Genomic DNA, 18167 nt, shown 5'->3' with positions numbered 1-18167 from the left:
AGGAGGCGGCTTACAGGGACGGGCTGTCCGCTGACGTAGGCGGCCCGGCGGGGGCGTCTTCGGCCGCGACGGGCTCGCCGCGCACGGGCTCGTCGGCGGGCGGAGCGGCGGGTCCGTCGGCCACATCGGCGGGCTCCGTGGACGTGCCCCCGGGCTCCGGGATCACGCCCGGTGCCTTCGGCGGCTCCGCCTGGGGGCCGTCGGGGCGGCGGAACATGCGGGTCGCGGTGATCTCGCCGTGGACCGTCTCGCCCTCCGGGTCCTGCTGCGGCAGGCCGGGCCGCAGGTGCTCCTCGACGCTGATGTACTTCAGCCCCGCGCGCAGGTCCGCGTCGTTCCGCAGCCGGATCACGAGGGGGAACTCCGCCAGCGCCGTCGTGTCGAACAGGCCCGTCGTGTAGAGGAGCTGGACGCCCAGCGCGTCGGCCACGGCCCGCTGGAGCTCCAGCAGATATGTGGCGTTGGCGCGGCCGATGGGGTTGTCCAGGAAGAGGGTGCCCGCGTGGCGGTGCTTCTCGTCGCCCCTGTCGTTGCTGCGCAGCGCGGCCATCGTGCAGTAGAGGGCGATGGCCGCCGTGAGGAGCTGGCCGCCGGAGAAGACGTCGCCCATCTGGCCGACCGGTACGCGCTCGGCGCGCAGCACCGCGTCGGGCTTGAGGATCTCCACCGAGACCCCGCGCGGCTGGAGCGCCGCGTGGACGCCGCGCAGCAGCAGTGACATGCCGTCCCTGCGCAGGTCCGAATTCTTGCGCACGGCGGAGCGCGTGGCCTCGTCGATCACCTCGCCCAGGCGCTCCGTCAGCGTGGCCTGGTCCGGATCGTCGAAGCGGATGCGCAGGAACTCCTGGCCCGACCACTCCCCCAGCCCCTCCGGCAGCCGCGAGAGCCGCTGGGCCGAACGCAGCGTCGTCAGCGAGGACTCGACGAGCCCGCGCAGCCGGTCCACGATGCTGTCGCGGTTGCGTTCGAGCTGCTCCAGCTCGTCCGTGAGGACCCGCAGCCGGGGCGCGAACGCCTCGGCCCACGCCGCCGCGTGCTCCGGCAGCGCGGCAGCGGGCAGCTCCCTGATCTGCTGGCGTGCCGGGGTGCGCACCTGCTCGTAGCGGGTGGAGTTGGCGTGCCGTACCAGGACGTCGCTCGCCTCGCGCACGGCCTGCTCGGCCGCGCTGAGGTCGGCGGCGCAGCCACGCAGCGAACGGCGTGCCTCCGCCGCCGACTGGCGGGCCTCGGCGAGGCTGCCCGCGTACGCCTCGGTGCGCTCGGGCTCCTCGTCGGGCGCGGTGGCGTGCGGGTCGCGCAGGAGATCGCGGAGCATGGCGGCCGTCTCGTCGAAGCCGCCTGCCGCGTCCTCGGCGGCGCGGTGCGCGCGCACCAGCTCGCCGTGCGTCGTGCGCGCCGCCTCCAGCGCGTCGTCGCGGGAGGCCAGTTCGCCGTTGGCCGTGCGCAGCAGGGTCTGGGCCGCTCCGGCGTCGGCGGGGACGAGGTCCTCGGGCAGCTCCGTGTGGGCTTCGCCGTCCTCGGGCGCGAGGCGTTCGGCCTCGCCGCGGAGCCGTCCGAGCTGTTCGCTGGCGGCCGAGGCGCGGGTCTCCAGGTTCTGTACGAGGGCCTCGGCGCGGGCCGCTGCGGCCTGGCGGGAGGGCCCGTCGGCCCCGTCGGGCCCTTCGAGGAGCTGGCCAGCGCGGGTGCGGACCTTGTTGGTGAGGCGGTCGAGCGCGGCGAGGGCCGCCGACTCGTCGCTCTCGGCCCGCGCCTGCTCGGCGCGCAGATCGGCGCCGACGCCGACCTTCTCGTAGAGCTGCGAGGCCGAGCGGTACGCCTCGCGCAGCGAGGGCAGCGAGGTGGGCGAGGGCTCGGCGGCCTGCTCCTCGTCGAAGTCGTCGGGCACGCCCGCGATCTCGGCGCGTTCGGCGCGCAGTGCCCGCGCGGTGCGGCGTGCGTCGTCGGCGCCGCGCTGGGCCGCGCGGCGGTCCTCGTCGGCGGCGCGGGCGCGCTCCACGAGGGCTTCGGCGCGCTCCTCGGCCGCCGCTGTCTCGTCGGCCAGTTCGCGCAGCCTGGTCTGCCAGTTGGCGCGCTCGCGCAGCCGGAAGGCGAGCCCGGCGAGGGCATCGGCGCTGCGCCGGGCGCGCTGGGCGCGCTCCTGCCGCTCGTCGCGGGCGCGTGCGGTCTCGGCGGCTGCCTCGTCGGCCTCGGCGCGTGCCGTACGGGCCTCGGCCAGGCGGGCGCGTGCGGCGTCGGCGGCCGTACGCGCCTCGCTCGCCGCCGCCGCCAGCTCGGCGAGCCGTCCGGGCGGGCAGCCGGTGCGCCAGGAGGCGAGGCGGGCCGCGAGCGCGCGGTCGGCGGTCAGGCGCGCGGCGAGGGCGCGGATCTCCTCGTCCCGTGAGGCGGCGCGCAGCCGCAACTGCTGGCGTTCGTCGTCCGCCGCGTGCTCGTCGTGCATGGCGGGGTTCGGCGGGACGAGGAACACGTCGGAGCTCCGGTCTCCCTCGGAGCCCGGCGCGGGGGTGGGCGCCAGGAGCGCGGCCGCGGTGCCCACGGCCACGGCCGAACGCGGGAGCAGTGTGGCCTCCGCGAGGACGTCGCGGGCCCTGGCGTGGCTGGCGGGGTCGGTGATGACGACGCCGTCGACGAGTTCGGGGCGCGCCGAGAGCACGGCCGCGTGGTCGACGGGATCGACGGCCTGGGCAAGATAGCGCCAGCCGGGGAGGGCGGGGATACCGTGCTCGCCGAGGTACTCGACGGTGGCGGTGACATCGGGTCCCGGCGGCAGCAGTCCGCCGTCGCCGAGGGCGCCCAGCATGCGGGAGTCCTCGGCCGCTGCGGTACGCAGCTCGAAGAGCTGGCGCTCGGAGGCGCCGACGGAATCGTCCAGCAGCTCGCGCAGTTCCTCGGCGCTGCGGTCCAGCTCAGCGGCGCTGAGGCCCCCGGCTTCCGGAGCTTCCGGAGCTTCCGGGGCTTCCGGGGCGGCGCCGGGGGCGGCGTCGTGCTGGTGCGGGGCGGCGTCGGCGCCCGCCGTCCCGGCGGTCTCCTTGCCGGTCCGCTGCCCCGGGAGTCCGGCGCCCCGCTCGGCACGGCCCGCGCCGTGGTGGGGCATCCCGAGCAGTTCGGCGAGCCGCTCCTCGGCGCCCAGCGACTCGGCCGTGCGGCGCTCGCCGTCGTAGGCGGCCTCGGCCGCCTCGGCCGCGTCCACGGCCCGCGCCGAGGCGAGTTCGGCGGCGGAGTGCTCGGCCGCCGCCTCCCGTGCCTGCTCGGCGGTGCGCAGCGCGGTGTCCCTGGCGCTCTCCCAGGCGGCGACCGCCTCCTTCTCCGCGTCGCTGGCGGCGAGCGCGGCGCGCGCCGGGTCGGCCTCGGAGCCGGAACCGGAGCCCTCCGGGGTCTCGATCCAGCCGGCGCGTACGGCCTCGGCGGTCTCCTGCTCGACCTCGGCGAGGCGCTGGCGCAGATGCTCCGTCTCGCTGCGCGCCCGCTGGGCCTCGGTGGCGGCCGCCGTGGCGTCCCTGTGGGCCGCCTCGCTCTCCGTCTGGAGCGCGGCGGCGCGCTCCTCGCCCTCGACGGCGATGTTCTCGCCGCGTTCGGCGGCGGCGTGCAGGGCCCGGACGAGTTCGGCCGCGGCCTTGGCGCGGGCCGCCAGCGCGGGTGCCGCGTCACGCTCGGCCTCCTGGATGGCGGCGGCGACGCGCGCAGAGCGGTCGGCGGCCGTGCGGTGCTGGAGCACCGTCTCAGCGGCCTGCCAGGCGGAGTGCAGGGTGCGGGCCTCGGTCAGCTCGCGGCGCTGCGCCGCCGCCGACTTCTCGGCCGCCGCCAGGGCGAGCGAGGCATGGCGGTAGGCGAGTTCGGCGGCGACGAGCGAGGAGCGGGCCCGCGCCGACCTCGCCTCCTCGACGGCGCGCTCCGCCTCGTCCGCCTGCTCGGCCAGCTCGGCGGCGCGGCCCCGCTCCTGGGTGCCGCGCGCCGCGAGGCGGCGGGCGAGGGTGCGGGTGCGGTGCTCGGCGGCGCCGTGGATCTCGCGGGCGCTCTCGCGCTGCACGGCGGACTCGGCGATGCGGTTGAGGAGGTCGAGGGAGCCCGCGGTGAAGTCGCGCTCGGCGGTCAGCTCGGCCCGGCGGCCCAGCTTGTGCGCGAAGCCGTGCACGAGATCGGCGAGGCCGTCGGTGTCCCGGGTGTCGGTGACGGCGCGCAGCAGCAGGTCGGTGAAGTCCGAGTCGTTCTTGACGGCGAAGAGGCCCGCAGCCTCGCCCTCGTCGGCGTTCATCTCGCGCTGGTAGCGGAAGAGTTCGGGGTCCAGGCCGAGGGCCGTCAGATGCTCGTTCCAGCGCTCGTGGATCTCCTCCCAGACGACGTCGAGGTTGGGATACGCCTTGCCCGTCTCGGTGAGGACGTCACGGAAGCCCTTCATGGTGCGACGCCGTCCGCGCGCGGAGGAGGCGCCCTCGGACGAGGGGCGCAGCGCCGCCGACTCGGCGACGGGCAGGGAGTCCAGGCTCATGCCGGGCCCGGGGCGGAACGAATACCACGCCTCGGCGAACTTCCGCGGGTCGTTGGACACCTGCCGCCCGCGCCACTCGCTGACCTTGCCGACGACGATGCTCTCGCCCGTGAGCGTGTGCTGCCACTCCAGCGCCACATGGCCGCAGTCGTCGGCGAGCAGGAACTTGCGCAGCACGCCGGAGCTGGCGCCGCCGAGGGTGTTGCGGTGGCCGGGCAGCATCACCGAGAAGATCAGCTTGAGCAGGACGGACTTGCCGCCGCCGTTCTCCAGGAAGAGCACGCCCGCGGGCGCGGGGCGGCAGGGCGGGCCCGTCGGCTCGTCCTCGAAGAAGTCCGCCTGGGCCGGGGCGGGGCTGGGCACCGGGTCGCCGACTCCGCGCAGGTCCAGGACGGTGTCGGCGTAGCGCGCACCGGCGGGCCCGATGGAGTAGAGGCGGATCCGGGACAGCTCGTACATGGCGGCGGGCTCTCGTTGTCTCGTACGGAGTGGGCGGGGTCTGAGCGGGAAGCGGGGTGCGGCGGTCAGGAGTGGAAGGGCAGTCCGGCGTCGGCCGCGACGTTCAGATCGTCGCCCTCGTCGGGCGGCAGCAGGCTGGCGCTGCCGTCGCTCACGGGGACGACACCCAGCTCCAGCAGCTCCGCCATGGCGGCGTTCCCCGCCATGTCGCGGACCTGGAGCTGATAGCGGGCCGTGGTGCGGTAGGTGCCTCCGGCGTCGTCCCCCGTGCGCTGGAGGAAGCCGGAGTCGACGAGGAAGGTGACGGCCTTGGCGATGATGCCGGTCGTCGACCCGGCGAGCCTGCGGGCGTCCTTGGTGGCGCCTGTGGAGCTGCGGCGCGCGTACACCCGCCAGGCGGCCTCCAGCCCTGGGGCTCCGGTGGCCGGGTCGGTGTTCTCGCCCTCCGCCTCGGCGCGCTCCTCCAGCCTGCGGCACGCCTGCCGGACGAAGGCGTCCACGCCGTTGACGCTGATGCGGCCGATGTAGCCGTCGTCGGCGAGGTCCTCGGGGCGGGGGAAGGCCATGGCGGCGACGGCGAGATGGGCGAGGCCGTGCAGGAAGCGGTCTCCGGAGTCGGCGGTCGCGCGGCGCGCGTAGTCGCCCATGCGGACGGCGAACACGGAATCCTCCTCGGCCGCGAGCGCCATGCCCGCGCGGGTGGAGACCTCCAGCACGACCAGGCCGAGGCCCGTCGCGACGGCGTCGGCGAGGCGGGCGAAGGCGGGCTCGTCGCGATAGCGCCTGAGCAGCTCGGCGTACTCGGCGTCGCGCGCGGGGAGCAGCTTGGGGTGCAGCCCGAAGGACACGAGCCGCGCCGCGTCGGCGGCGTCGGCCGGGGTGACGGCGGACGGCGCGGCACGCGGTCCGGACTCGGCGGGACCATGGCCGCCCCCCTCCACGGCCTCGGGCCCTGCCCAGGACCCGCCGCCGCCCACCGCGCCGTCCACGGGCGCGGCCGTGTGGTCGTCGTACTCAGTCACGGTTGCGGTGCTCCTGGGACTCGGGGTGGAACGGGGATACGGGGGGCTCGGAGGGAGAGCGCGGGGGCGGAGTACCTGGCACGGCGGGCCGGGCCCCTCCGCACCTCGGCGCACACGGCGCGGACGGTACGGCGGACGAAGACACCACCGCACCCGGCAACCGCACCGGGCGGCGAGAACCGTGTCATGGGCCGGGCCACAGATCTCGGCTGCCCGGCCGCGGAAGCGACCATCTCATGCCACCTCCGAGCGCTCGGCGGCCATTCCGGCCGAGTCCAGGAGGGCCTTGCCGACGATGAGATCGGCGCCGCCGAACTCCGCGTCGTCCAGCTCGGTGCCGTCGTCCACGGCGAAGAGCAGTTGCTGTTCGCCCTGGCGGTAGGCCGTGCCGACGGGCGGACTCGCCGCGTGGACGGCGAGCAGCGCCACCAGGTAGGGCAGTTCGGGATCGCGGCGGCGCGCGTCCGCCAGCAGCCCCGACAGACGCCGGGGCGCGTCGGCGGGGAGGTCCAGCAGTTCCATCGCGGACTCCAGCTGCTCCTCGCTGAAGCGGCTGTCGTCCGGCGTGGCGATCAGATCGGGCTCCGGCATCTCCGCGCCCAGGTGCTCGCGCGGCGTGGGCGGGGTCAGCAGTACGTCGACGAGATCGCCGACCCGGACCGCTCCGGGCGTGCGCAGCCCCGTGCCGCGCGCGAAGAAGGCGTCCGTCACGCGCGTCGCGCGCTCCAGGGGCAGCGGCAGCAGAGGCGCCACGAGTTGTCCGTACAGATCGAGGCCGGCGCGTGCCGCCGGGGGCGCGAACGCCTGTCTGTCCTGCTCGGCGCGGAAGAGGGGGCCCGCCTCCAGCAGCCGGGACTGGAGCTGGGTGTGGCGGCGGATGCAGTCCTTGACGATGTCCACCAGCTCGGCGGCGCGCCGCTTGTGGTCCGGGCCGCGCTCGGAGGCGGCCTCGTCCCTGGCCTTGCGGATGTTGGTGAGGATGGCGTTCTCGTGGCGGTACCTGTCGGCTACGTGGTCCAGCGCTTCGGCGATCATGTCCGGGACGGTGTTCAGCCAGTCGACCGCGCGGACGTTGCGGCGGGTGGCCTCCAGGGTGCGGCGCAGCGTCTCGGCGTACTGGACGGTGCGATAGCGGGCCTGCTCGGCCGCGAGCTGCGCGTCGGCCAGCCTGCCCCGGTTGATGAGGACTTCGAGCTTGACCTCGGCGGCGATCTGGGCGCTGGTGACATCGGTGTCGAGAGCGCCGACGAGGACGTTCACCGCCTCGTCCGTGGTGCGCAGATAGACGCTGCCGCCGGGCCCCGCGACCTCCTCGATGAGCTTGAAGTCGTAGTCCCTGCGCACATAGGCGCCGTCGGGTCCGAAGGTGCCGTAGACGGCGCGGAAGCCTCGGTCCACGCTGCCGACGTTGATCAGGTTCTCCAGCACCCAGCGGGCGACGCGCTCGTGCTCGGCGGCGGAGCGCCGGGGCGCCTGCGCGGCGACGCGGGGCAGCAGCCTGGCCACTATCTGCTCGTGATCGGCGCCGGTGTCGAAGTCCATCTGGAGGGTGACGAGATCGATCGCGGCGAGCGCGACCTCGGCCATGGCGTACGTGCTGTACTCGCCCGCGAGGTTCGCCTTGCGGGTGTCGAGATCGTGCAGGGGGGCGGTGCACGCGAGCGCGCGCAGCCGACGGGCCAGCCCCTCGTCGGCTGCGGGCCCTGGGGCCGGGGACGGGATGGTCGTCGGCACGTGCTCAGTCACGACGGACACACTAAGCGGTCACACTGACAACAGCCGAAACGGCACGGATGTGGTGGTACGTCCATGCCACCGTGTCTGACCTCGGAAGGCTCCGCGTGAGGCCCGGTACGGCGTCCGTTCCGTCCGTCTTCGTGCGTCTTCCGTGCGTCTTCCGTGCGTCTTCTGTGCGTCGTGCGCCGCTCACCTTCTCAGGCGTGCCCGTAGCCTCCGCCACCGGGTGTGCGCAGCACCAGGACATCGTCCACCCCCGCGTCGGCCGCGTCGCGCCCGGCCAGCTCCTCGACGGTGCCGTCGGCGCGCTCGATCGCGTTGACGCCGAGCGCGCCGGACTCGCCGCCCGCCATGCCGTACGGGGGGACGCGCCGGTGCCCGGTGAGCAGGGCGAGCGTCATCGGCTCCAGGAAGCGCAGTCGGCGCACCACGCCGTCGCCGCCCCGGTGGCGTCCCCGGCCGCCGCTGCCCTCGCGCACGGCGAAGCCGTCCACGCGCACGGGGTAGCGGAACTCCAGCACCTCGGGGTCGGTGAGGCGCGAGTTGGTCATGTGGGTCTGCACGGCGTCGGCGCCGTCGAACCCGTCGCCCGCGCCCGAGCCGCTGGCGACGGTCTCGTAGTACTGGACGCGGTCGTTGCCGAACGTCACGTTGTTCATGGTCCCCGAGCCCTCGGCCTGGACCCCGAGGGCCGCGTACAGGGCGCCGGTGACGGCCTGCGAGGTCTCGACGTTGCCCGCGACCGTGGCCGCGGGGTAGGCGGGCGCGAGCATGGAGCCCTCGGGGATGCGGACCTCCAGCGGGGTCAGGCAGCCGCTGTTGAGGGGGATGTCGTCGGCGACGAGGGTGCGGAAGACGTAGAGCACGGCGGCCAGGACGACGGAGCTGGGCGCGTTGAGGTTGTCGTCGCGCTGGGGCGAGGTGCCGGTGAAGTCGAGCACGGCCGCGCGGCGTTCGCGGTCCACGGTGACGGCGATCCGGATGACGGCGCCGCTGTCGGTCTCGTAGGCGTACTCGCCGTCCGCCAGCCCGGCGACGATCCGGCGCACCGACTCCTCGGCGTTGCCGCGCACATGGCCCATGTAGGCGCGCACGACGTCCAGGCCGAACTGGTCGATCATCTTGTGGATCTCGGCGATGCCCTTCTCATTGGCGGCGATCTGGGCGCGCAGGTCGGCGAGGTTGGCGTCGGGGGCGCGGGAGGGGTGGCGTGCCGAGGCGAGCAGTTCCCTGGTCTCCGCCTCGCGCAGGGAACCGTCGCGCACCAGCAGCCAGTTGTCGAAGAGGACGCCCTCCTCGTGGACGGTACGGCTGAAGGCGGGCATGGAGCCGGGGGTGAGCCCGCCGATCTCCGCGTGGTGTCCGCGCGAGGCGACGAGGAAGAGGAGATCGCGGCCGTCCCGCGAGAAGACGGGGGTGACGACGGTGACGTCCGGCAGGTGGGTGCCGCCGTGGTACGGGTCGTTGATCGCGTAGACGTCCCCTGGACGCATGCCGCCCGTGTCACCGCCAGTGCCGCCTTCGGCGCCGGACCCGCCGTCCGCTTCCGGCCCCCTGCGGCGCAGCACCTCCTTGATGGACTCCCCCATGGAGCCCAGGTGCACGGGGATGTGGGGCGCGTTGGCGATGAGGTTGCCCTCGCCGTCGAAGAGGGCGCAGGAGAAGTCGAGCCGCTCCTTGATGTTGACGGAGTGCGCGGTGCTCTCCAGGCGCACGCCCATCTGCTCGGCGACGGCCATGAAGAGGTTGTTGAAGACCTCCAGCCTGACCGGGTCCACATCGGTGCCGACGGCCGCGACCGCCGTGCGGGCCGCCACGCGCGTGAGCAGCAGATGCCCGCGCGGGTCGGCGGCGGCGCGCCAGCCCGGGTCGACGACGGTCGTCGCGTCCGCCTCGGCGAGGATCGCGGGCCCCTCGACCGTGTCGCCGGGACGCAGGTCGTCGCGCCGGTAGAGCGCCGTCTCGCGCCACTCACCGGCCGTGTGCATCCGCACCACGTCGGCGGGCTCCAGGTCCCCTTCCCGCTCCCCCTCGGGCGCGGTACGGGCGCTGTGAGGCCCGGCGGCCCCGGTGGCCTCGGCGACGGCTGTCGCCACGACGACGGGCTTGTCCATGGCGAACCCGTACCGCGCCCTGTGCTCCTCCTCGAAGCGGGCCAGCATCGTGGCACGGTCGTCGAGCGCGACGGTCAGGGCCGCGTCCGTGCCCTCGTAGCGCAGTTGCAGGCGTGCGGAGGTGGCGACGGCGGCGTCGGGGATGCCGTCGGAGCGCAGCTCCTCGCGGGTCTGCGCGGCGAGTCCGTCGCACAGTTCCCGTACCTCGGTGAGGCACGCGTCGGTGAGCCGGGCCTCTACGGAGCGCTCGCGCAGCGCGGTCGCGTCGGCGACCCCGATGCCGTAGGCGGACAGGACACCGGCCAGCGGCGGGACGACGACGGTGTCCACGCCGAGCGCGTCGGCGACGGCGCAGGCGTGCTGGCCGCCCGCGCCGCCGAAGCTGGCGAGCGCGTAGCGGGTGATGTCGTGGCCGCGCTGCACGGAGATCTTCTTGACGGCGTTGGCCATGTTGAGGACGGCGATCTCCAGGAAGCCCTCGGCGACCTGTTCCGGAGTGCGGCCGTCCGCAGTCCGTTCGGCGAGGCGCGCGAAGCCCTCACGCACGGCCTCGGCGTCGAGCGGCGCGTCGCCTCCTGGGCCGAAGACGGCGGGGAAGTGTGCTGGCTGTACGCGGCCGAGCATGACGTTGGCGTCGGTGACCGTCAGCGGCCCGCCGCGCCGGTAGCAGGCCGGTCCCGGGACGGCGCCCGCAGAGTCGGGGCCGACGCGGTAGCGGGCGCCGTCGTAGTGCAGCACGGAGCCGCCGCCCGCGGCGACGGTGTGGATGTCCATCATCGGCGCCCGCATCCGCACACCGGCGACCTCGGTACCGAACACGCGCTCCAACTGGCCCGCGTAGTGGGAGACATCCGTCGAGGTGCCGCCCATGTCGAAGCCGACGACCCGCTCGTGGCCGACCTCCGCGCAGGCGCGCGCCATGCCGACGACGCCGCCGGCGGGTCCTGAGAGCACCGCGTCCTTGCCGCGGAAGTGGGTGGCCTCGCGCAGTCCGCCGTTGGACTGCATGAACATCAGCCGCACACCCCGGAGTTCCCCGGCGACCTCGTCCACGTAGCGGCGCAGCACGGGCGAGAGATAGGCGTCCACGACGGTGGTGTCGCCGCGTGGCACGAGCTTGATGAGCGGGCTCACCTCGTGGGAGCAACTGACCTGAGTGAAGCCCGCCTCCCTGGCGAGCCGCGCGGTCTCCTCCTCGTGCGCCCAGTGGCGGTAGGCGTGCAGCAGGACGACGGCGGCGCTGCGGAAGCCCTCGGCGTACGCGGCGCGCAGCGCCTCGGCCGTCGCCTCGCGGTCCAGCTCCCGCACGGTGCTGCCGTCGGCGGCCATCCGCTCGGGCACCTCGATGACGCGCTCGTACAGCGCCTCGGGGAGCACGATGTGCCGGTCGAAGAGGCGGGGCCGGTTCTGGTACGCGATGCGGAGCGCGTCCCTGAACCCCTCCGTGGTGACCAGGACGGTGGGCTCGCCCTTGCGCTCCAGCAGCGCGTTGGTGGCGACGGTGGTGCCCATCTTCACGGCCTCGATCCGCTCCGCCGGTACCGGCTCGCCGGGGGCCGTGCCCAGCATGCGGCGGATGCCCTCGACGGCGGCGTCGCGATAGCGCTCCGGGTCGTGCGAGAGGAGCTTCTCGGTCACGAGGCTGCCGTCGGGCCGCTTGCCCACCACGTCGGTGAAGGTGCCGCCCCGGTCGATCCAGAATTCCCATCGCCCGCTCATCCCGCCATCGTGCCAGGCGCGGACACGTCGACGAGGGGTCCGGCGACGTGTCAGGTGAGGGCAGGGCAGAGAGGTGACGTGGACGGCGGAACCCGTCGGCGCCCCTGGGCCCGGAAATCCGTCGGCGCCACCGGAACCCCGTCAGGGGACCCGGCCCGGAGCCCGTCAGCGTCCCCCGTCGGGGCTGAGCCTGCCGCGCACGGCGCTCTGGACACCGGCCTCCTCTGCCGGGTCGGCGGCGAGCCTGCGCAGCCTCTCGACGACCCGCGCGTCGCCCGTCGTCGCGCACTGCGCCGCGACCTCGCGGGTGGTCTCCTCGCAGTCCCACAGGCACTCGATGGCGAACCCGGCGGGGAAGGAGGGATCGGTGGCCGCCAGCGCGCGGGCCGCGCGTCCGCGCAACTGGGAGGAGGCGGTCTCGCGGTAGATGTGGCGCAGCACCGGTGCGGCGCAGGCGATGGTGAGCCGTCCGGCGCCGTCGACCAGGGGCCACAGCGCCTCGCTGTCCGGGCCGTGACGGCGGATGGTGCGGCGCAGCGCGGTCAGTACGGCGTCGGCGTCCCGGCGCGCGCCCCGGCAGGCGAGCATCTCGGCGGCGACGGCGGCCAGCCCGTCGGGCAGCGTGTCCTCGGGGGCCACGGCCCACTGCCTGGCCCTCTCCAGTGCCGCCACGCTGCGCATCCTGGCGAAGGAGGTGAGCGCGGCCGTGGAGACGGTCTCGTTCGGATCGGCCGCGGCCTCCTCGATGAGGTCGAGCACCCCGGCACCGTCGCGCTCGGCGAGGTGGCGCAGCGCGGCGGCGCGCGCCGCCTCACGGGGGCCGCGGGCCGCGGCGAGCAGTTCGGCGCGGTCCTCGGGCCCCGCGACGGCGGCCAGGCAGCGTGCCGCGGCGGACTCCCGGTGCTGGGGCGGGTGCTGTTCGTACCCGTCCTGTGCCCAGTCGAGGACCTCGCGGACGCTCCATCCCGGGCGCGGTCCCGAGGTGCGCAGCTGGCGCTGCCAGCGGTCGAAGGAGCCCTGTTCGCGCACGCGCCGCAGCCGGTCGGCCTGCGCCGGGTGGGCCGCGTCCTCCGCCCAGAGCCGCCAGGGGCGGGGCTCGAAGGCGTCGCGCGCGGCGGCGGCGAGCGCAGCGTCGCCCTCCGGGGTGCCGGGGAAGCGGGCGAGCACGGCGGGGCCGAGGGCGCGCAGCCCGGCGTCCTCGTCGCGGACGGCGAGTTCGTCCAGGGCCCACTGCCAGTTGGCGCCCGCCGTGGCGTAGCGGCGCAGCAGGGCGAGCGCGCCCTCGTCCCCGTAGGAGGCGAGGTGGCCGAGCACGGAGAGGGCGAGCCCTGTGCGGGCCTCGGCGTCGGCCGCGTCCCCGAGCTGGTCGTCCGGGTGGAAGAGATGCTTCTCGAAGTCGTCGAGCCCTGCGTCCAGCTCCATATGGAGGCGGGCGTAGTAGAGCGAGCGGTGCTCGATGTGCCAGTCGCGCCGGGGGTCGTGCAGCACGCACTGGCGAAGCGCGGCGAGCGCTTCGGTACGCGGCGCCGCCAGGGCATGCAGCGTCCCGTCGCCGCGGCCTCGCTGGAGGAGGCCGAGCAGGGTGCCGCTGGGCGCTATGTCGGAATCGACGGAATCGACGAACATAAGGGTCAGCATCCGGTGCGGGGTCTTCGACTGGCAACGGGATTTCCGTTGACCGGCATTCTTGCCGGTGGCCACGGTTCTACTCCTGGTTCGTGGACACGCCCAGGGGCGGGACCGGCGCGGGGAGCCTACCGGGGAATCTTTCATTCCGCCGACCTGGGGGTATGCACCGGCACGGGCCGGTACGCCCGGTCTCGTGCATATGCCCTCAGCACCACCGCATCGTGTGTCGCCAAATCCCTTACGGGCCGTCGCAGGCTGTGCAAGAGTCGTTACCGGCCCTCATCCCGTATCGGAGCCCGATATGCCGTCCCACCTCCATGCGGACCACTCGGCGGCCCAGCCTCCCCAGCGAGGCGTGCTGGACGCCCTGATCACGCAGACGCGCCGCCTGCGCGGCGGCATCGACGCCGTGCGCCGTGACACCGCGAGCGCGTACGAGGAAGCCGAGGCCGATCCGAGGACGCGCTGGCAGCGCGCGCTGTGCGATCTCGCGGTCCACCATCTCGACGATCTCAACGGTCACCTCGGCCAGCTCCGCGAGGGCTCTCCCGACGCTTCCCCCGACGTGCCCGCGCCCCTGGGGGAGGCCCCCGGAAGCAGCCCCGGATCCCCCTCGGCCGCCCCTCCCTTCCCACCCGGGGCGTATGGCGCGGTGCCCGTCGCGGCATACGCGCCCGGGGGCTCCGCCTCGCTGGTGGCGCGGGTGGGCAGCGCCGAGTGGAATCTGCTGACCGACGAGGTCTCCTGGTCCGACGAGCTGTACGCCATCTTCGGCCGCACCCACGCCGACGGCCCCCTCTCCCTGGACGAGCTGCCCTCCTGGGTGCTGGAGGAGGACCAGCCCGCGCTGGCCGCCGCCGTCACGGACTGCCTGGTCGACGGCAGGCCCATCGACCAGGAGTTCCGCGCCGTCCGCCCGGACGGCGCCGTCCGCACGCTCCACATGGTCGGCGAGCCCGTGCTCGACGGCGACGGAGGCACCGCCTCCATGTGGGCGGTGCTCCGCGACGTCAGCGAGCTGCGCCGCAGCGAGCGTGCCGTGCGCGAGTCCCGTGACTCGCTGCGGCGCGAGGAGCACATCGCCAGGACCGAGCACCGGCTCGCCGTCGAACTCCAGGAGACCGTGCTCCCGCCGTGGCGCGGTTCCCTCCGTTTCCCGCACTCCGGCGCCGGGACCACCGGGTCCCTCGATCTCGCCTCGCACTATCTGCCGTCCGCCACGAGCGCGCTGATCGGCGGCGACTGGTACGACGCGATGGAGCTGCCCGACGGCGCCACCCTGCTGTCCGCCGGTGATCTCACCGGGCACGGGGTGGCGGCCACCTCGGGCATGGCGATGCTGCTGGGCGCCGTGCGCGGCATGGCGGTGGCCGGGGTGGGGCCCGGCCCCCTGATGGGACATCTCAACCAGCTCCTCGACTCGGCCTCCCAGCCCGCGCTGGGCAGCGCGGTGTGCTGCCGCTACGACCCCCGCGCCCGCTCCCTGACCTGGGCGCAGGCGGGCCATCCCGCGCCCCTGCTGTTCCGCGGCGGCGAGGGCAGGGTGCTGCGGCCCCCCGAGGGCGTGCTGCTCGGCGTCACCTCGGGCGCGTCGTACGGGGAGCACACCGAGACGCTGCTGCCCGGCGACGTACTCGTACTGCACACCGACGGACTCGCCCCGCGCAGCGGCCGTCTGGAGGCCGACGAGGACGAGCCGCAGACGGGCGCCGACCGCCTCCTGAGCCTCGCCCCCCGCTTCGCCTCGGCGCGTACGGCACAGGAGTGCGTGCGCGCGGTGGTGGAAGCGTTCGGCGACAAGGAGCGCGAGGACGACGCGTGCGTGCTCGTCGCCCGGGTGAGCCCGTGATCTGTGCACCACCGTGACGTGATCTGTGCACGGTGAGGCGTGAAGGGACGGTGGTCACACGCTCCTGGTGACGGCCCCCGCCCCCTTGATCCCCTTGCCCCGTGAGGGCCTGGGCGCCTTCGGCAGCGCCCGCTGGATCTGTTCGCGTAGGTCCTCGATGCGCGCGTAACCGGCGTACTGCCCGGTCAGGCGGTACATCTCGCGGAGCCGGTCCCATGTGCGGTGCGAGGAGTTCTCGCCGATGCTCATGAGGGCCAGCCGGGCGTAGCGGTCGGCCTGTTCGGGGTCGTTGCCGATGAAGCAGGCGGAGGCCAGGGAGAGATAGTCGAAGATCTTCGAGCGCTGGCGCCCCTTGACCCGCAGGTCCAGGGCGCGCTTGGCGTGCTGCTCGGCGTTCTTGGCGGCCGAGGGATCGTGCTCGGCGAGCGTACGGAAGGCAAGCGCCTGCATGCCGTGCAGATCCGCCTCGTCGAACATCTGCATCCAGCTCGGGGGCGGCACATCGCCCTTGTCCGAGGCGAACAGTTCCTCGGCCTCGCCGAGCGTGCGCCGCATCGCCTGGCCGCGTCCCATCGACGCCTGGGCCCACGCCTCGATGGTGTGGAGCATCGCGCGGGTGCGCGGCAGGGTCTCGTCCCCCGAGCCCGCGTGCGCCAGCTTCATCAGATCGAGTGCGTCGTCCGGGCGGCCCAGATGCACCATCTGGCGCGCCGCGCGGGAAAGCGCTTCCCCCGCGCGGGGGCGGTCGCCGCCCTCGCGGGCCGCGTGCGCGGCGATCACGAAATACTTCTGCGCCGTGGGCTCCATGCCCACGTCGTGGGACATCCAGCCCGCGAGCACGGCCAGATTGGCCGCGACGCCCCACAGCCTGCGCTGGAGGTGGTCGGGGTGGTGGTAGGCGAGCATGCCGCCCACCTCGTTGAGCTGCCCCACCACGGCCTTGCGCTGGAGTCCGCCGCCGCGTGCCGCGTCCCAGGCCCGGAAGACCTCGACGGAACGCTCCAGCGCCTCGATCTCCTGCGCCCCTACGGGAGCCGCTTCGTACCGGTCCAGGGAGACCTGGTCCATGGGGAAGACGTTGTCAGTGTGGGAAGCACCGGTCACCAGGGCGGGATCCGCCTGGAGCCAGTCGTACATGGCACTGGAGAGTGCCGATCCTGCGGTGAGCGCGGCACCCGCGCCCATCAAGCCGCGTCGGTTGAGCATGAGGTCCATTCCCGTGAATTCGGTGAGGACCGCGGCAGTCCGCTCGGGCACCCACGGCAGCTCGTCCGGTCCGGACCGCTGCCGCTTCCCCGCTTGCCCTGGCTTGCTGAACCCGAGGTCCTCGGTGGTCACGACACGGCCGAGTCGCTCGGTGAACAGGGCTGCCAGCACTTTGGGCACCGGATCGCGCGGGGACTCCCCCGTGTCGATCCAACGCCGCACTCGCGAGGTGTCGGTCGCCAACTGCGGGTGGCCCATGGCCGCCGCCTGCCGGTTCACTAGCCGCGCGAGTTCCCCCTTGGACCATCCGGCGAGGCCGAAGAGGTCCGCGAGGCGGGTGTTGGGTCCCTTTGTCACGTCAAGCCCCCAGGTTCTCGGCTGAGTTGACACTAACGGCCCGCTTCACGGCACTGCGAGCATTCGCCAGGGTTCGCCAGGGTTCGCCAGATGGTGTGCCACCCGGGCCGGGGTGTGCTGTAGGAACGCGCCATCCCGGCCCGGTTCGCACACCGACGACGGCCCGGACGTCGGCCACACCGACGTCCGGGACGCCGGGTGTACGTCAGGTCATTCTGGACGACCGGCATTCCCCAGGGTGCACAGGTCGCCACCGGGCCGGGAGCGCTGCAACCCGTCGGCGCACGAAGGGATCCTGCTCGCCCATGTATCCAGCAACGTCCCCCGTGTCCGCGCCCCTTCGACCGCGTCTGCCGCAGCCCTACGGCGGCAGGAGCACGGTCCCGCCCTCCGATCCGCCGTTCCAGTCCCCTCCGCACGGCGGCCCCGGAAGGCAGCAGCGGCGTGCGAACGGCACCGGGACTCCTCCCCTCAGCGGAAGACTGGACCTGTCAGGCCCCCAGGGCGCCCAACTGCGTTCGGCCATCGCCTCCGTGCACCGCATCTGCCCCGACTTCCACCCCGTACAGGTGCTGCGCCGCTACGGCCGCTCCGTGCTGCTCGCGGGCACGGCAGGACGCAGCCCCGTCGTGGCCAAGTGTTTACTGGACCATTCGCCCGCGTGGGCCGAACGGTTCCAGCACGAAATAGCCGCTTACCGTACGTTCGTGCGCCACCGCCCGCCTGTGCGGGTGCCGCGGCTGGTGGCCGCCGACCCCGAGGCGTGCACGCTCGTCATCGAGCGGCTGCCCGGGAGGATCGTCTCGACGCAACGTCACCCGTTCGAGGCACCGCCACGCGGCGATCTGCGCGCCGTACTCGGCTCGTTCTGCCGGGTCAACCAGTGGCAGCCTCCGCCCTCGATGTTCGAGCGGCCCGTCGACTACCCGGCCCGCCTGGCGCGCTACCACGAGCTGGGCCTGCTCACCGACCGCGACCTCGGCGACCTCCAGAAGCTGCTGCACGGCATCGCGCACGCGGGGGGAAAGCACGGCGCGCCGTGGCAGTTCTGCCACGGTGACGCCCTGCTCACCAACGTGCTGCTGGCCCCCACGGGTCCCGCGCTCGTCGACTGGGAGCACGCGGGCTGGTATCTGCCGGGGTACGACCTGGCGACGCTGTGGTCCGTGCTCGGTGACGCGCCCGTGGCACGGCGTCAGATCAGCCAGCTCGCGCAGTCGGCGGGGCCCGCCTCGCGCGACGCGTTCCTGGTGAACCTGATGCTGGTGCTCACCAGGGAGATCCGCAGATACGAGACCGCCGTGCAGCGCACCATGCGCGACCCCTCCCCCGCCGTCTCCCTTCCGACGGGCGGGGAGCGCCCCGGCGCGATGGCCACCGGCGAGGAGCAGCGGCTGCTGCTGCGGCGGCTGCACGACGACTGCGGGCTCGCGCGCCGCGCGGTGCGCGCCGCGGTCGGCACCCGCTGAAGCGTCCCGGGGGGCCCCGGGCCGGGGGCGGGGGCGCGCAGGGGGGGGGGCGCGCGGGGGGGACCGCCAGCGGACGGGGGGCGGGCCCGGGGGGGCGGGGGGGCGCAGGCCCGGCCCCCGCGG

General features: G+C 74.3%; 8 protein-coding genes. 2 read left to right on the top strand and 6 right to left on the bottom strand.

The features are described 5' to 3' along the window. Positions 1–10 precede the first annotated feature (10 nt). The 5 genes from ACWGJ2_RS23670 to ACWGJ2_RS23650 form a co-directional block, all read right to left on the bottom strand. Positions 11–4942 (bottom strand): hypothetical protein, encoded by a 4932-nt coding sequence (locus ACWGJ2_RS23670; RefSeq protein ID WP_453348180.1) that lies wholly within the window; start codon positions 4940–4942, stop codon positions 11–13. Positions 4943–5007: 65 nt separating this feature from the next. Next, the gene (locus ACWGJ2_RS23665; RefSeq protein ID WP_453348202.1) at positions 5008–5883 is read right to left on the bottom strand and encodes a hypothetical protein; all 876 of its coding nucleotides are present in this window, start codon (positions 5881–5883) and stop codon (positions 5008–5010) included. Positions 5884–6198: 315 nt separating this feature from the next. Then, entirely contained in the window at positions 6199–7710 is a 1512-nt protein-coding gene (locus tag ACWGJ2_RS23660) for a hypothetical protein (protein ID WP_453348179.1), read from the bottom strand. A 188-nt stretch (positions 7711–7898) separates the two neighbouring features. Continuing rightward, entirely contained in the window at positions 7899–11534 is a 3636-nt protein-coding gene (locus ACWGJ2_RS23655; protein ID WP_453348178.1) for a hydantoinase B/oxoprolinase family protein, read from the bottom strand. A gap of 165 nt (positions 11535–11699) precedes the next feature. After that, positions 11700–13160 carry a HEAT repeat domain-containing protein gene (locus ACWGJ2_RS23650; RefSeq protein ID WP_453348177.1) on the bottom strand — a complete coding sequence of 487 codons (1461 nt, stop codon included), beginning with the start codon at positions 13158–13160 and terminating at the stop codon, positions 11700–11702. Positions 13161–13464: 304 nt separating this feature from the next. On the opposite strand from ACWGJ2_RS23650, the gene ACWGJ2_RS23645 reads away from it, so the two are divergent. Further along, complete coding sequence (locus ACWGJ2_RS23645) at positions 13465–15012, top strand: PP2C family protein-serine/threonine phosphatase (protein WP_453348176.1); 1548 nt, start codon at positions 13465–13467, stop codon at positions 15010–15012. 54 nt (positions 15013–15066) lie between these two features. Here ACWGJ2_RS23645 and ACWGJ2_RS23640 read toward each other — a convergent pair whose 3' ends face one another. Then, the gene (locus ACWGJ2_RS23640) at positions 15067–16575 is read right to left on the bottom strand and encodes a DNA-binding protein NsdB (RefSeq protein ID WP_453348175.1); all 1509 of its coding nucleotides are present in this window, start codon (positions 16573–16575) and stop codon (positions 15067–15069) included. Between the two features lie 305 nt (positions 16576–16880). Here ACWGJ2_RS23640 and ACWGJ2_RS23635 point away from each other — a divergent pair, with 305 nt between their 5' ends. Then, the gene (locus ACWGJ2_RS23635; RefSeq protein ID WP_453348174.1) at positions 16881–18044 is read left to right on the top strand and encodes an aminoglycoside phosphotransferase family protein; all 1164 of its coding nucleotides are present in this window, start codon (positions 16881–16883) and stop codon (positions 18042–18044) included. Positions 18045–18167: the final 123 nt, after the last annotated feature.

This window comes from Streptomyces sp. NPDC054796 (assembly GCF_053611545.1).
Note: the sequence above shows the minus strand (reverse complement) of the source record. Positions and strands in the feature narration are given on the sequence as shown.